This window comes from Thalassospira sp. ER-Se-21-Dark (assembly GCF_017922435.1).
In the GTDB taxonomy this organism is placed as follows: domain Bacteria; phylum Pseudomonadota; class Alphaproteobacteria; order Rhodospirillales; family Thalassospiraceae; genus Thalassospira.
This window is the reverse complement of record NZ_VDEZ01000001.1, coordinates 953,477-967,998: the sequence shown is the minus strand read 5'-3', so window position 1 is coordinate 967,998 and position 14,522 is coordinate 953,477. Positions and strand designations below refer to the sequence as shown.

Here is a 14,522-nt window from a genome sequence, read left to right as displayed (position 1 = left end):
GAAAAAAAACTGCCTTGCTCAGGATTTCCGCGCCAGATAGCTGACCAATGCCCGTGATGCCGGGGCAGCGGTAATACCATGGCCAACCACGCTGATGCAGACGATCATGGTACCGGCGGCAAATAGCGGCTTGAACGCGCCCGGATCAATCATCGTCGCCATGATCAGCATATAAATCACCGAGGCAATCCCGCGCGGTCCGAACCAGCCGATATAAAGCTTTTCGCCCAGGCTATAGGGACTGCCGATCATGCAGATCCACACACAAAGCGGCCGCAGGACAGCAAGGCTTGCAATCGAAAACACCAGCATCGTCCAGGTCCAGCTTTCATAAAGGGCTGGCACAACGATCAGGCCAAAGACAAAGAATGTCAGCATGGTCAGAAGCTCTGACTCCGCCTCGCCAAAGCTTTCGATCGCGTCCTTGACCTTGTCACTCGAAATATTCAGCGCAAGCCCGCCGGCAAACGCCGCGACAAAACCATTGCCGCCCAATTCCTCGGCCAGAAGGAAAATGAAAGGGGCCGCCAGAACGCCGAGTAACCGTTCAAACCGCGCAACGATGGTCCTGCTCTTGACCGCGTGATTGACCACCTGGCCAATCACATAGCCACTGACCACCCCGATCACCGCCCCGATTGAAATCTCAAGCAACGCCTCGGCGACCCAGCCCTGATGTCCGTTGCTCAGAAGATTGGCTTCCAGCAGAACGGCGGTCGTAAAGACCGGCAAGACCAACCCGTCATTAAACCCGCTTTCAATATTGATGCCCTGGCGCACAGGTTCGGGCACGCCCTTGTTTTCAAGGACGGGTCGGCCAAGGGCGGCATCGGTCGGACTGACAATAAGCGCAAGAATCAGGGCTGGCACCAACCCGATAGAGGCATCAAGCCCGACAATAAACGCCCACGTCACCCCGATGGTCAGCGGCAACCCGATCAAAAGCAAGCGGATCGCGATATTGCGCGCCGCACTTTCCTTGCGGTAATCGAGCACCGCCGCATCCAGAAACAAAATGATCGCCAGCGTCATCTCGGCAAAGCCGGTGGCAAAATGAATGCTGCCCGAAAGCGCATCCATCGGCGCGCTGTGCCAGATGCCCAGCGGCAAGGCGACCAGCATCCCGGTCAGGACCATCATCATCGGTGATGAAATATTGCGGCGTTGCAGGCGGCGCGATTGCAGGCCGTACACCAGCCCGGAGCCGAGAAAAAGAATGATCACCCATTCAAACATGGCGCTGCCCAACCTGTTGCCCTGATCATGGCAAGTGTGCCCGAAAGGTGCCTGATCGCCAAATGTTTAAGGCATCACACGGCCTTACGCGATGGCCTTTTGCAAAACCGCCAACCCCTCGGCATGGGCGCGGCTGTCCCCACTGGCAATCACCAGATCGCCACTGTGCATCGTAAGGGCATTGCCATCCCAGTCGGTAATGATCCCGCCCGCACCTTCAATCACCGGCACAGCGGCACAGAAATCATAGGGTTGCAGGTTGGATTCCACCAACACATCGCCAAACCCCATGGCAATCAGGCCATAGCCATATGAATCAATGCCGTAAATAGGCTGCCTGGCAGCACGAAAAGCCGCCTCATATCCGGCAATTGCGTTTGGCTTAACGAAAAGATCCGGTCCAGTGGTGAAAATGGTGGCATCTTTCAGGTGCGCACATTCACGCGCCGTGACCACATTGCCATTCAATGTCGTCGGTTGCCCTTCGACCCCGATCCAGCGTTCATCCAAAATCGCCTGATCAATCACACCCAGCACCGGCTTGCCATTGCGGCACAGCGCGATCAGGGTGTTGAAGCTGGGCTTGCCGGTGATAAACGACTTTGTGCCGTCAATCGGATCAAGGATCCAGACATATTGGGCATCAAGGTTTTCCGGCCCGTATTCCTCGCCCAGAATGCCATGATCGGGAAGCTCCGCATTGATCAGATCGCGCATGGTGCGCTCGATCGCGCGGTCGGCATCGGTCACAAGGCTGGCATCACCCTTTTCATCGATAGAAAGCGGCTTGCGGTAATAGCTTTGCAGCACCGGGCGCGCCGCATCGGCAAGCTTGTGGGCCATGGCAAGAAACGGGTGGTCGTTGGTCATCGGATATCCTGTGTCGGCAAGGTCAGTTTTGCGGTGGTGCGTCCCGGCAATGAAGGCTGTCAGGCCATCGCCGCCTTGATCGTCGCCAGAACATCCTGATGGCAACGGGCATCCCCGCTGGCAACAACGTCGCCTGCGCTATCGATATGAAGCGGCTTGCCCGACCAGTCACTCATAACCCCGCCAGCCCCCTCGACAACCGGCACCAACGCACAAAAATCATACGCCTGAAGCCCGATCTCAACCACCGTATCAGCCAGACCGAGTGCTGTCAGGCCATAGGCATAGGCATCAACACCATACATCGGCACCCGGCAGTTTTTCGAAACCGCCTGATAGGCCTTGGCGGCATCGCCCTTGAACAGTTCGGGCGCGGTGGTAAAGAAGGTGGCACTCTTAAGGTCTTCGCATTCGCGTGCGCTGATCTCAACGCCATTCATGGTGCTGGCCTGTCCCATCACGCCGACCCAGCGTTCATCGGTAATCGCCTGATCGATAATGCCCAGAACCGGGGTGCCCTTGTGGCAAAGCGCAATCAGGGTCGCAAAGCTCGGCTTGCCGGAAATAAACGATTTGGTGCCGTCAATCGGATCAAGCACCCAGACATATTCCGCATCAACATTCTCCCGGCCATGTTCCTCGCCCAGAATGCCGTGGTCGGGCAATTCGGCATTCAGGATATCGCGCATGGTGCGTTCAACCTCGCGGTCGGCAATCGTCACCGGGCTGTCATCGGCCTTCACATCGACCGCGACCGGGGTGCGGTAATATTTACGCACGACCGGGCGTGCGGCATCGGCCAGTTTGTGGGCGATTTCCAAAAACGGATCGAGATTTTCCATAAAGGCATTCCTGCAGGCGGTTGATGTCTGGCGGCGGGGTATGGTTATGGCCGGTACTATTTCCGCTTTGGGCCCAGAAGGCAAGGACGCCATATATAAAGTCCCAAACGACAAACCCCCAAACGCAAACAGGGGACAGTTTCCTGTCCCCTGCATGTTCTGTGCTGACCATAAATTTCGGTCAGGCGATATCTTTGGCTTGTGTTATTACTGCGCGGTGGCCGCGTCAACAGCGTCGCCGGCTTCCTCGGCAGCGCCTTCAACGGCGTCAGCGCCTTCAACGGCGTCAGCGGCATCATCAGCGGTTTCTTCAACCGCTTCGGCGGCTTCGTCAACGGCTTCTTCTGCGGCCTGGGTGGCTTCAACCGCTGCCGGATCGGGCAGGGCGACCGGGTTGTCAGACTTGGTGTTCAACCAGGCAATAACCGCGGCACGATCTTCGGCCTTTTTCAGACCGCCAAAGCTCATTTTGGTACCATCGATGTAATCGCGCGGCTTGTACAGGAACTCGTTCAGCTCCTCAAAGCCCCAGGTGCCACCATGGTTGGCCATCCCGTCAGAGTAGGAGAAGTCATCCTTGTGCGCGAACGCGGCACCAACGATGCCATAAAGGTTCGGGCCGGTTTTGTTCGGGCCGCCTTTTTCGACGTCATGGCAGGATGCGCATTTTTTGAAGACTTTCTCGCCTTCACCCATGTCGGCCGAGGCCAGCATGGCAAGAATCGGTTCCGGGCCTGCCGGTTCTGCCGGTGCAGCAGCAGGGGCATTTGCGCCCGCCATCACATCTTCGGAGAACGGATATACCGGTGCTTCCAGTTCTTCAGGACTGACCAGTGCGCTGCCGACCTTGCCGACAACCACTACCAGAAGCACAGCACAAATAACGCCGGCGACGATCTTGTTGATTTCCATCGTGTTCATGACGGGACCCCGTTACAGCCTAATCACTCTCAGGTTTTATCTTTATGTTCTACCCATGCGTCCCCGGCAATCCTCGATCAAGAGAAACACACGTGTAACCGCAGGCAAAACTGGTCGGTGGGAAACTATACGTTTCAGCGATTTGCATCAACCTTTCTTAAACACCAAGGTGAACAAGCTTGCCTTAGAACTTTCGTCTAGTGTTCTGCAAAACGTGATTCCGCCTTTCGTCCCCCCACCAAAACCGGCTAATGTCGCGCCGGTTAAGAACCTGTGTTCTGCCATTGCTTGTTCACACCACGCTTTGCGCAAGATCAAAAAACGGGTGTTTTGTGCCTGAACGGAGTGAAGAAATGTCGACCCCGCGCAATCCTGTTGTTGTAATTCCCGCCCGCATGGCGTCCACGCGTTTGCCCAACAAACCGCTGGCCGATATCTGTGGTGAACCCATGATCGTTCAGGTCTGGCGTCGCGCGACGGAGGCCGGAATCGGTCCGGTTCTGGTCGCTTGCGCCGAACAGGAAATTGCCGACGCGGTCACGGCTGCCGGGGGTATTGCCGTTCTGACCGATCCCGATCTGCCCAGCGGATCGGACCGCGTCCATCAGGCGCTCCAGACATTCGACCCCGAAGGCAAGTTTGATGCGGTGGTCAATGTGCAGGGGGATCTGCCGACCATTGACGCCGCCGACATCCGCGCGGTGTTTGAACCGCTCAGTGACCCGAATGTCGATATCGCGACTTTGGCCGCAGAAATCAAACGCGACGAAGAACGCACCAACCCCAATGTGGTCAAGGCCGTCGCGGCCTTTGGTTCGGGGCGTGTCGCACGCGCGCTCTATTTCACCCGCGCAACCGCACCCTATGGTGACGGGCCGCTTTATCATCACATCGGTCTTTATACCTATCGCCGTGCGGCCCTTGATCGGTTCGTTTCCCTGCCCCCGGCAGAACTCGAACAACGTGAAAAGCTTGAACAGCTGCGCGCGCTTGAAAACGGCATGGTGATTGCGGTCGCCCTGGTGGATGGCGTGCCGCTCGGTGTCGATACACCAGAAGACCTTGAACGCGCGCGACTTGTCTTGGGCGCGTAATTGGGGTTTTCTATCCTGCCGTCCCGAACCGGGCCGGCCCTATAACAAGTCTTTATATTTACTTCAGGAAACAGCCAGATGACTGCGCAACAAAGGATCGCTTTTCAGGGAATGCACGGTGCCTATTCAGATCAGGCAGCCCGTCGCGCCTTTCCGGGTGCAACGACAGTACCGTACAGGACCTTTGAAGGCGCCTTTAGCGCACTTGAAGACGGCGACGTCGATCTGGCCGTGATCCCGATTGATAACACGTTGGCCGGGCGTGTCGCCGACGTGCATCACATCCTGCCAGAATCCGGTGTGCATATTATTGGTGAAACCTTCCTGCGCATTAACCATGCGCTGGTTGGCGTACCGGGTACGAAGATCGAAGACATCAAGGAAATCCACAGCCACGTTCACGCGCTTGGCCAATGCCGCAAATTGCGCAAGGAACTCGGTGTGAATGCCGTGGTCGGCCCGGATACCGCGGGCTGTGCCAAGGAAGTTGCTGATCGCGGCGATAAATCGATTGCCGCCATCGCACCGGTGCTGGCAGCCGAGATTTATGGCCTTGATGTGCTCCGGACCGAGGTCGAAGACGCCGAACACAACACCACGCGCTTTATCATTCTGGCCCGTGAACCGCTTGACATTCCTAATGACGGCACCCCGGTGGTGACAAGCTTTGTCTTCCGGGTGCGCAACGTCGCCGCTGCCCTTTATAAGGCACTCGGTGGTTTTGCCACCAACGGCATCAACATGACCAAGCTTGAAAGCTACATGGTCGAAGGCCACTTCACCGCGACCCAGTTCTTTGCCGAGGTCGAAGCCCACCCCGAACAGCTCGGCCTGCGCCACGCGCTCGAAGAACTGCAATTCTTCTCGCACGAAGTCCGCATTCTGGGTGTTTATCCGGCGCATTCCTTCCGCAAGGAAAACAACCTTCCGGCCGAATAGGCGGAAAAAAGAATTCGCAAAACAAAAAGGGCCGGACAAATCAATGTCCGGCCCTTTTTTGATATCAGGTTCTTACGACCCGGCCTGGTTCTTCAAGTCGGTCGAGAAACGATGAATGATCTGGGTCAGTTCGGCAGAACGATCAGAAAGCTCTGCTGATGCCGATTTCAGTTCATCTGCATCGTTGGTCGTGCCCTGGGCGTTCTTCATGGTTTCATCAACGCTTTGGGAAATCTGTTTCACACCATCCGCACTGCGGTTGGCATTGCCCGAGATTTCCTGCGTTGCCGCACCTTGTTCTTCAATGGCAGCGGCAATTGCGGTTGATGCGGTTCGAACCTGTTCGATGGTTTCCGAAACCCGCGAAATGCCGGTGACCGCACGTTCGGTGCCATCAACAATGTCATTGATCTGGGCGGCGATTTCGTCGGTCGCCTTGGCCGTCTGGGTGGCAAGGTTTTTGACCTCGTTTGCCACAACCGCAAAGCCTTTGCCCGCTTCACCCGCACGCGCAGCCTCGATGGTCGCGTTCAGCGCCAGAAGGTTGGTCTGACCGGCAATATCGTTGATCAGGCCAATGATTTCCTTGATCTTCTCAACGGTCTCGGACAGGCCGGCAACGTCATTTGACGCGCTCTGGCTTTCATCGGTTGCCCGTTCCACCGTGTTCGACATCTGCGAAATCTGAACGTTGATCTCGGTGATCGAGGATGAAAGTTCCTCGGTCGCGGCGGCAACCGCATCGACGTTCTGGGAAACTTCACCGGCGGCGGATGCCACCTGCTGGCTCTGGCCCAGAATGCCATCCGCACTCTGTGACATGCTCACCGCAAGATCTGCACTGCGTTGGACCGAACGATCAACGGCCTTGGCAATGCCACCGACTTCACTTTCAAGCTTTTCGGCGATGGCGCGGATATTGCTGCGGCGTTCTTCTTCGGCTTTCTGTTTCTGAACCGCGGCATCGGCTTCAAGCTGCTGTGCCTGTGCCGACTTGTCACGCAGTGCCAGAACACCGGCTGCCATGTCGCCAATTTCAACAAAGCGGGATTCGGTATCAACCGGGGCCTTGTAATCGCCTTCGGCAATCGTACGAATGTTGTTGTTCAGGCCGATAATGCTGCGTGTGATGCGTGTGCCGACAAACCACGACAAAACGCCTGCAATGATGATCGCGATAACCGAAATGATCGCAATACGCTGCATGACAGAAATGAATTCTGCCTGAACATCGTCCATATAGACGCCAGCGCCAAGGGCCCAGTTCCATTCCTTGATCGGGCGCACATAGGCGGCTTTCTCGATCAGTTTGTCACCTTCGCCCGGCTTCTTGGTTTCATACAGGATTACATCCCCGCCTGCCTTGGCTGCGGCAACAATCATGTTGCGCACCTTGCTGTCGGGATTGCACTTGCCAACATCTTCCGGGCTCAGCGGATCAAGCTGCATGCAGTAATTATAATCGGTGGCATAGATATAGTTCTGCCCGTCAAACCGGTATGCATTGAGCACATCCAGGGCCGCAGCCTTGGCTTCGTCTTCGGTCATCTCGCCGCTTTTGGCTTTGGCGATGTAATTATTGACGATCGTGACCGCACCCTCGGTCAAATTCGAAATCTGTTCAAATTTCGCATTTCGAAGACTGGTTTGATAGTTCAGGGCGACTGTGGCGATAATTGCCAGCAGCACCAAAAGGCAGATGGCGGGAATGGAAAATATCCCGGTGACGACCCGAAATCGCATGATTATCCCCTTCCAAGCGATTGTAGTGATCGCACTATATGCACATGATTTGAGAACCAAATGATTAATATTGCGTGCGATATTTGTTACATGGTTATGACGGCCACAAACCCCAATAACCGGGGGAATGCGTTTTTGCATGGCTGATCGGCGCGGGGATTGATTGACTTATGGTCAAATGCCCTGTATCACCCCGCTCATTCCTTCGCTTGCAAAGACAGAATGAGCTGTCAGGAACTGTATGAAAAGGCGAGGGCGGGTTCGGCGTGATGACGTCGATGCCTCACATCATTTGCCTCTCATGCAGGGTCCGACGCAGTGGCTGCTCTTTGCCGCGCACCGGTCATGACTTCGTTTGGGCAGGCACCCACAGGCGTTAACATGGCGCCGACCGGATAAACGAAGGACTTTCCTTTATGACGAATTTTAATGGGCTCAACCTGATCGAGCCCCTGCTGCGCAATGTTGAAGCTGCCGGTTTCTCCGCGCCGACCGAAATTCAGGCCGCGACGATTCCTGCACTTCTCGAAGGCAAGGACCTGATGGGTATTTCCCATACGGGTGGCGGTAAAACCGCTGCATTCTGCCTGCCGTTGCTGCAGCGTCTTGCCGAAAACCCGCAGCGCCCGAAACCGGGTCAGCCGCGTGCGGTTATTCTGGCACCGACCCGCGAACTGGCGACCCAGATCGGCCAGTGCCTGCGTGATTTCAAAAAAGGCATCCGCCTGTTTTCCTCTGTTGTCTTTGGTGGCTCCCCGATGGGCCCGCAGATTCAGGAACTGCGCCGTGGCGTTGATATCCTGGTTGCGACCCCGGGTCGTCTGCTGGATCATATGTCGCGCAATACTGTGCGTTTCGACGATGTCGAAGTCTTCATCCTTGATGAAGCCGACCGTATGCTTGACATGGGCTTCTCCGAAGACGTTCTGACTGTTGCTGAACTGCTTCCGAATGCGCATCAGACCGTGATGTTCTCGGCAACCATGCCGCCGGAAGTCAAACACCTGACCGACCGTCTGCTTAAAGACCCGGTCAAGGTTGAAACCGCACCGCAGTCCAGCGTGACCGAGCGCGTGACCCAGGTTGGCATGTTCGTGAAACGTCACGACAAGACCAAGCTGCTGGTTCAGCTGCTTAAACGTGACGAATCCGAACGCGTTCTGGTATTTACCAAAACCAAGGCAGATGCCGACGAACTGTCGTTCCAGCTGCGCGATGAAGGCATCGACAGCGATGCAATCCATGGCGACAAACAGCAGCGCATCCGTCAGAAAATCCTGCGTAACTTCCGCAATGGCAGTTTCCCGGTTCTGATTGCGACCGATGTTGCTGCACGTGGTATCGACGTTCCGGGTATTACCCACGTTGTGAACTATGATCTGCCGCAAGATGCCGAAAGCTATGTCCACCGTATCGGTCGTACCGGTCGTGGCAGTGCCGAAGGTATTGCGATTTCATTCTGTGAACCGCGCGACATTCGCCTGCTTCGCAACATCGAACGCCTGATCAAACAGGATGTTAATATCGACGAAGATCACGAATTCCATGCTGCCCCGCCGCCCCGTTCGTTCGGTGCCGGTGGTGGTGCTGGCGGCCGTGGTGGTCGCGGTGGCCGTGACGGTGGTCGTGGCTTTGGCGGCGGCGGTCGTGGTGGTTTCGGCGGCCGTGATGGCGCCCGCGATGGTGGCAGGGGCCGCGGTGGCTTCGGCGGTGGTCGTGATGGCGGCCGCGATGGTGCCCGTGGTGACAATCGTGACGGTGGTCGCGGTCGTGGTTTCGGTGGCCCGCGTGATGGTGCCCGCGCCGAAGGTGATCGCGCAGCCCGTGGCTTTGGTGGTCGTGATGAGGCACGCGATGGTGGCCGTGATGGCGCACGTCGTGACTTCAATGATCGTCCGCGTCGTGATGGCGGTGATTTCCGCAATGACCGCAAGCCGCGCTTTGACAACGATGACCGTGCACCGCGCGGCGATCGTGAAGAACGCAGTGGCGGCCGCGGTGGCAACTTCCGCCCTCGTGGCGAAGGTGGCAACCGTGACGAACGTCGCTTTGCCGACAAGCCGCGTGGTGATCGCGGCGGCAACTTCCGTGGTCGCGATGGTGCCCGTGATGGTGCTGGTGCGCGCGACGGTGCACGTCGTGACTTCAACGACCGTCCGCGTCGTGCCGAAGGTGGTCGCAGCGAAGGTCGCGGCGGCAACCAGGGCATGAAACGCCGTTCGGCATAATTCTGCCCCGCTGTATTGCGGGTACTGTACGGGGGCTGCGCCGGGGAACGGCATAGACGTTTACGTCATGCCGGTGCGCAGCACTTCACAGGAATATTGTTAAAGGGGGACCGGCTGGAAACAGCTGGTCCCTTGCTATTTTGGCCTGTGTTTCCCGCACGGGTTTGTTGCGTAAACCTGTTTAGACCTATTCTGAAGTGTGTAATTGGTCTAAATTCACTACACCTAAGCGTAAGGTATCTGTTCTGTTTGGCTCCCGGGTCGGGAATGCAGGCAGAGGAAGAGTGGTAATGATGAGCATCAGAATTGCATTTCTGGCCGTGCTTTTGGCGACCGTTGTTGGCTCGGAATCTGTGCGTGCACAGTCGGGCGAAAGCGGATCTGTTTCCGATGCCGACGGGCAGCGCGATTGTTCGCGTCTGGTTGCGTCGGGCAATCCGGATTACCCGCCCTATCTCTGGGTGGCCAAGGATGGCCATACCCTGCAAGGTGCTGCTGCCGACTTCATCAAACGGGCCGGTGAACTGGCCGGTGTTGAAGTCGACGTCGTCTATTCGGGCAACTGGGGCCGGGTGCAGCAACATATGCGCGACGGCACGATCGATATGATCGCCGGTGCCTTCCTGACCCTGCCGCGCCTCGAATATATGGATTACTTCTATCCGGCCTTTCAGGGTACCCGCACCCTGATCTGGACGCATGACAATCTTGATCTGCGCTACAGCCAGTGGTCCGATCTGGTCGGGATCGATGGCCTGACCGTGATCAATAACAGTTTCGGACAGGCGTTTGACACCTATGCCCGCCACAATCTGACCATTCGCGAAGTACCAAGCCTCGAACAGGGCTTGCAGATGCTCTCGCTTGGTCGGGCGGAATACCTGATTTACGAAGAATTCCCCGGCAAGGCCGTGGCAGCCCACGAAAACATCACCAATATCCGCAGCTACGACACCCCGGTCAGTACCGAAAATCTCTATCTGACCATGTCGCACAAATCGGAATGCAACACCGGCGAACTGCGCGGCCGCCTGTCGCGTGCCGTCTTCGATCTCGTCTCCCGCAATGTGATGACCGAAATGCTCGAAGCCAGCATCCAGGAATGGGGCGACCAGACCAACTGAGGCCAGACCAACTGAGCCCAGACCAACTGAGCCCAGACCAACTAAGGCCAGACCAACCGAGGCCAGACAAGCCAAGGTCAGGCCAACCAGGGTCAGACCAACTGGGGCCAGAACAACTGCGTGGAGCCCAGACCAACTAGGGTCAGATCAACTGAGGCAGGCAAACTAGGGCCAAACCAGCCGGGGATTATCGCCGCGCCACACGCGGGATGCCTCTGTCGCACCCGTGGGCGAACTCTCCCGATTATTGCGGCAATACAAATGTGAGGATTCCTCACATTTAATCTATGCCTCTGAAATTATGGGGCGTTTCCGCGACCAGTGCGCGAACTGCAATCCGAATCTGTTGAATATCGTCGGCTTCACGGCGATTTAGTCTGGATGCTGCCCGCCGCATCAAAAAACCGGTATAGCTATGCGGATTTAATTTGACGTTAACGTTAACGTCAACTACAACAGAGTCGCGTCATATCCCGGTGTGCTTGATCCTCATCGCGCCGGTTTCACCACAGGATCGCGACATGGCCTCGTTTGAACCGCAAAATCCCGATTACGTCGCCGAAGTGCACCGGCGTTTCGCCCAGCAGCCGTACAATCTGTCGATCGGGGCGGCGGTTTCTGATGTCAAACCGGGTCGGGTCGAGGTGATTGTGCCAACGCGGCCTGATTTGTTGCAGCATAACGGCTATTTCCACGGTGGTCTGATCGCAGGCCTTGCCGATATCGCTGGTGGTTTTGCCGGCTGGAGCCTGGTTGAGGCCGATCAGGGCATGCTGACGATTGAATACAAACTCAACATCGTCGCACCCGGCATGGGCGATCAGTTGCGCGCCGTCGGCGAGGTGGTTTCACGGGGTCGGTCGATCATTGTCACCCGCATCGATGTCTTTGGTATGAGGAATACAGAAGCGGTCCTCTGTGCGACATCGCTTCAGACGCTCAAGGTGATGAAGCTTCCGCCGGAATTACTCACCAGCGCCGCATAATCGGGCTGATTATTCACTTTTATCAAATAACCAGAATTCGCAGGGCAGGAACAGTAACATGGCATTTTTCGACTTCCCCGGACTGAAATTCGATCTTGGCGAGACCGCGGAGGCAATCCGCGAAACTGTCTCGTCTTTTGCCGAGGCCGAAATCGCCCCGCGCGCCGCCGAGATTGATGCAACCAACCAGTTCCCCAACGATCTGTGGCGCAAATTCGGTGATCTTGGCCTGCTGGGCATGACGGTGTCCGAAGAAGATGGCGGTACGGGTCTGGGCTATCTTGAACATGTCATCGCCATGGAAGAAATCAGCCGTGCCTCGGCCTCGGTGGCCCTGTCATACGGCGCGCATTCCAACCTGTGCGTCAATCAGATCAAACGCAACGCCACGCCCGAACAGAAGTCCAAATACCTGCCCAAACTGATCAGCGGCGAGCATATCGGGGCCCTTGCCATGAGCGAGCCGGGCGCTGGTTCCGACGTTGTGTCGATGAAGCTGCGTGCCGAGAAAAAGGGCGATCGTTACATCCTTAATGGCAACAAGATGTGGATCACCAACGGCCCGGATGCCCATACGCTGGTCGTCTATGCCAAAACCGATCCTGATGCCGGGCCCAAGGGCATTACCGCCTTTATCATTGAAAAGACGTTCAAGGGCTTCTCGACGGCGCAAAAGCTCGACAAACTGGGGATGCGCGGGTCGAACACCTGCGAGCTCGTCTTCCAGGATTGCGAGGTGCCAGAGGAAAACATTCTTGGGCAGCTCAATGGCGGTGTGCGGGTTTTGATGAGCGGTCTTGATTACGAACGTGCGGTTCTGGCCGCAGGCCCAACGGGCATCATGCGCGCCTGCATGGATGTGGTCGTGCCCTATATCCATGAACGCAAACAGTTCGGTAAGGCGATTGGCGAATTCCAGCTGATGCAGGGCAAGATCGCCGATATGTACACCACAATGAATGCCTGCCGCGCCTATGTTTATGAAGTCGCCAAGGCGTGCGATCGCGGGGAAACCTCGCGCAAGGATGCGGCCGGTGTGATCCTCTATGCTGCTGAAAAGGCAACCTGGATGGCGCTGGAAGCCATTCAGACGCTGGGCGGCAATGGCTATATCAATGAATATCCGACCGGCCGGTTGCTGCGCGATGCCAAACTTTATGAAATTGGTGCAGGCACCAGCGAAATCCGCCGCATGCTGATTGGCCGCGAACTGTTTGGCGAAACCGCCTGAGTTCTGAGCTGAAACCCGAAACTTCGTCCCATGAAAACAAACGGACCCATACCATGAGCACTTCTGATCCGATCGTCATTGTTTCCTGTGCCCGCACCGCGATGGGCGGATTGCAGGGGGATTTTGCCAGCGTGACTGCCGCCGAGCTGGGCGGTGTTGCCATCAAGGCAGCGCTTGAGCGCGGCGGTATTGCCGCTGATGATATTGATGAAGTCATCATGGGCAATGTCCTGCCCGCCGGTCAGGGGCAGGCACCGGCCCGTCAGGCCGCCTGGCATGCCGGCATCCCGCGTGCGGCGGGGGCGACCACGATCAACAAGATGTGCGGATCGGGCATGAAAGCGGTGATGTTTGCCCATGATACGCTGGTCGCCGGTGGCGCCAATGTCATGGTGGTGGGTGGCATGGAAAGCATGACCAATGCGCCGTTCCTGCTTCCGAAAATGCGGTCGGGCCATAAATACGGCCATGACATGGTCTATGATCACATGGCGCTCGATGGTCTGGAAGATGCCTATGACAAGGGCCGTTCAATGGGCACCTTTGCCGAGGCAACAGCCGAGAAATACGGCTTCACCCGCAAAGAGCAGGATGACTACGCCATCACGTCGCTGACGCGGGCGCAAAATGCCGCCACGTCCGGCCATTTTGCCGATGAAATTACCCCGGTGACCTTTAATACCCGCAAGGGCGAAGTCACGATTGACGCCGACGAACAGCCGCCCAAGGCCAAGCCTGAAAAAATCCCGACCTTGCGCCCGGCCTTTGCCAAGGACGGCACGGTCACGGCTGCCCATTCGGCATCGATTTCAGATGGCGCCGCAGCGCTTGTGATGATGCGCGCGTCGGAAGCCGAAAAGCGCGGGCTTAAGCCGCTTGCCAAGATCGTTGGTCAGTCGAGTCACGCCCAGGAGCCCTGCTGGTTCACGACGGCCCCGATTGATGCGATCAAAAAGGTGCTGGGCAAAACCGGCTGGTCCAAGGACGATGTCGATCTGTGGGAAATCAACGAAGCCTTCGCCGTGGTGGCGATGGCCGCCATCCGTGATCTCGAACTTGATCACGGCAAGGTCAATGTCCATGGCGGGGCCTGTGCGCTGGGCCATCCGATAGGTGCCACCGGTGCGCGGTTGTTGGTGACCCTGATCCATGCGCTTAAAACCCATGGCGGGACCAAGGGTGTGGCGTCGCTTTGCATTGGTGGCGGTGAGGCCACGGCGGTTGCTATCGAGCTGCTTTAAGTTTTTGGTAAATTATGTGAACGAAGTTACGCCCCTGTGATCAGACCGTTCGGCTTTCTGATGACAG

At 57.0% G+C, this 14,522-nt stretch carries 12 protein-coding genes; 7 read left to right on the top strand and 5 right to left on the bottom strand.

The window, feature by feature from the left end:
- Positions 1-18: 18 nt before the first annotated feature.
- The 4 genes from FHI25_RS04405 to FHI25_RS04390 all read right to left on the bottom strand — a co-directional run bounded on the left by FHI25_RS04405 (position 19) and on the right by FHI25_RS04390 (position 3,869).
- Positions 19-1,236, bottom strand: a complete 1,218-nt coding sequence (locus FHI25_RS04405) for a cation:proton antiporter (protein WP_210515432.1) — start codon at positions 1,234-1,236, stop codon at positions 19-21.
- Between the two features lie 84 nt (positions 1,237-1,320).
- Positions 1,321-2,106 carry an inositol monophosphatase family protein gene (locus FHI25_RS04400; protein ID WP_210515429.1) on the bottom strand — a complete coding sequence of 262 codons (786 nt, stop codon included), beginning with the start codon at positions 2,104-2,106 and terminating at the stop codon, positions 1,321-1,323.
- A gap of 59 nt (positions 2,107-2,165) precedes the next feature.
- Positions 2,166-2,948: a histidinol-phosphatase gene (hisN, locus tag FHI25_RS04395; protein ID WP_210515426.1), complete on the bottom strand. Its 783-nt coding sequence runs from the start codon at positions 2,946-2,948 to the stop codon at positions 2,166-2,168.
- 207 nt (positions 2,949-3,155) lie between these two features.
- Entirely contained in the window at positions 3,156-3,869 is a 714-nt protein-coding gene (locus FHI25_RS04390) for a cytochrome c family protein (protein ID WP_210515424.1), read from the bottom strand.
- A gap of 353 nt (positions 3,870-4,222) precedes the next feature.
- Between FHI25_RS04390 and FHI25_RS04385 the strand changes: the two genes are divergently transcribed.
- Both FHI25_RS04385 and FHI25_RS04380 read left to right on the top strand, forming a co-directional pair.
- Positions 4,223-4,963, top strand: a complete 741-nt coding sequence (locus FHI25_RS04385) for a 3-deoxy-manno-octulosonate cytidylyltransferase (RefSeq protein ID WP_210515422.1) — start codon at positions 4,223-4,225, stop codon at positions 4,961-4,963.
- Between the two features lie 78 nt (positions 4,964-5,041).
- Positions 5,042-5,902: a prephenate dehydratase gene (locus tag FHI25_RS04380; protein WP_040822211.1), complete on the top strand. Its 861-nt coding sequence runs from the start codon at positions 5,042-5,044 to the stop codon at positions 5,900-5,902.
- Positions 5,903-5,974: 72 nt separating this feature from the next.
- On the opposite strand, the gene FHI25_RS04375 is transcribed toward FHI25_RS04380, so the two are convergent.
- Positions 5,975-7,645, bottom strand: coding sequence for a methyl-accepting chemotaxis protein (locus FHI25_RS04375; RefSeq protein ID WP_210515419.1), 1,671 nt, complete (start codon positions 7,643-7,645; stop codon positions 5,975-5,977).
- Between the two features lie 416 nt (positions 7,646-8,061).
- On the opposite strand from FHI25_RS04375, the gene FHI25_RS20715 reads away from it, so the two are divergent.
- The 5 genes from FHI25_RS20715 to FHI25_RS04350 all read left to right on the top strand — a co-directional run bounded on the left by FHI25_RS20715 (position 8,062) and on the right by FHI25_RS04350 (position 14,455).
- Positions 8,062-9,873: a DEAD/DEAH box helicase gene (locus FHI25_RS20715; RefSeq protein ID WP_210515415.1), complete on the top strand. Its 1,812-nt coding sequence runs from the start codon at positions 8,062-8,064 to the stop codon at positions 9,871-9,873.
- Positions 9,874-10,163: 290 nt separating this feature from the next.
- Positions 10,164-10,997: a transporter substrate-binding domain-containing protein gene (locus FHI25_RS04365; RefSeq protein WP_210515413.1), complete on the top strand. Its 834-nt coding sequence runs from the start codon at positions 10,164-10,166 to the stop codon at positions 10,995-10,997.
- A 521-nt stretch (positions 10,998-11,518) separates the two neighbouring features.
- On the top strand, positions 11,519-11,983 hold the full coding sequence (locus FHI25_RS04360; RefSeq protein WP_210515411.1) for a PaaI family thioesterase: 465 nt from the start codon (positions 11,519-11,521) through the stop codon (positions 11,981-11,983).
- A 58-nt stretch (positions 11,984-12,041) separates the two neighbouring features.
- Positions 12,042-13,214 (top strand): isovaleryl-CoA dehydrogenase, encoded by a 1,173-nt coding sequence (locus FHI25_RS04355; RefSeq protein ID WP_210515409.1) that lies wholly within the window; start codon positions 12,042-12,044, stop codon positions 13,212-13,214.
- Positions 13,215-13,267: 53 nt separating this feature from the next.
- Positions 13,268-14,455: an acetyl-CoA C-acyltransferase gene (locus FHI25_RS04350; RefSeq protein ID WP_210515408.1), complete on the top strand. Its 1,188-nt coding sequence runs from the start codon at positions 13,268-13,270 to the stop codon at positions 14,453-14,455.
- Positions 14,456-14,522: the final 67 nt, after the last annotated feature.

What these genes read in the sequence shown, in the direction of transcription:
- FHI25_RS04405 (WP_210515432.1), bottom strand. Translation starts at nt 1,236, where the DNA reads ATGTTTGAATGGGTGATCATTCTTTTTCTCGGCTCCGGGCTGGTGTAC.
- FHI25_RS04400 (WP_210515429.1), bottom strand. Translation starts at nt 2,106, where the DNA reads ATGACCAACGACCACCCGTTTCTTGCCATGGCCCACAAGCTTGCCGAT.
- hisN (WP_210515426.1), bottom strand. Translation starts at nt 2,948, where the DNA reads ATGGAAAATCTCGATCCGTTTTTGGAAATCGCCCACAAACTGGCCGAT.
- FHI25_RS04390 (WP_210515424.1), bottom strand. Translation starts at nt 3,869, where the DNA reads ATGAACACGATGGAAATCAACAAGATCGTCGCCGGCGTTATTTGTGCT.
- FHI25_RS04385 (WP_210515422.1), top strand. Translation starts at nt 4,223, where the DNA reads ATGTCGACCCCGCGCAATCCTGTTGTTGTAATTCCCGCCCGCATGGCG.
- FHI25_RS04380 (WP_040822211.1), top strand. Translation starts at nt 5,042, where the DNA reads ATGACTGCGCAACAAAGGATCGCTTTTCAGGGAATGCACGGTGCCTAT.
- FHI25_RS04375 (WP_210515419.1), bottom strand. Translation starts at nt 7,645, where the DNA reads ATGCGATTTCGGGTCGTCACCGGGATATTTTCCATTCCCGCCATCTGC.
- FHI25_RS20715 (WP_210515415.1), top strand. Translation starts at nt 8,062, where the DNA reads ATGACGAATTTTAATGGGCTCAACCTGATCGAGCCCCTGCTGCGCAAT.
- FHI25_RS04365 (WP_210515413.1), top strand. Translation starts at nt 10,164, where the DNA reads ATGATGAGCATCAGAATTGCATTTCTGGCCGTGCTTTTGGCGACCGTT.
- FHI25_RS04360 (WP_210515411.1), top strand. Translation starts at nt 11,519, where the DNA reads ATGGCCTCGTTTGAACCGCAAAATCCCGATTACGTCGCCGAAGTGCAC.
- FHI25_RS04355 (WP_210515409.1), top strand. Translation starts at nt 12,042, where the DNA reads ATGGCATTTTTCGACTTCCCCGGACTGAAATTCGATCTTGGCGAGACC.
- FHI25_RS04350 (WP_210515408.1), top strand. Translation starts at nt 13,268, where the DNA reads ATGAGCACTTCTGATCCGATCGTCATTGTTTCCTGTGCCCGCACCGCG.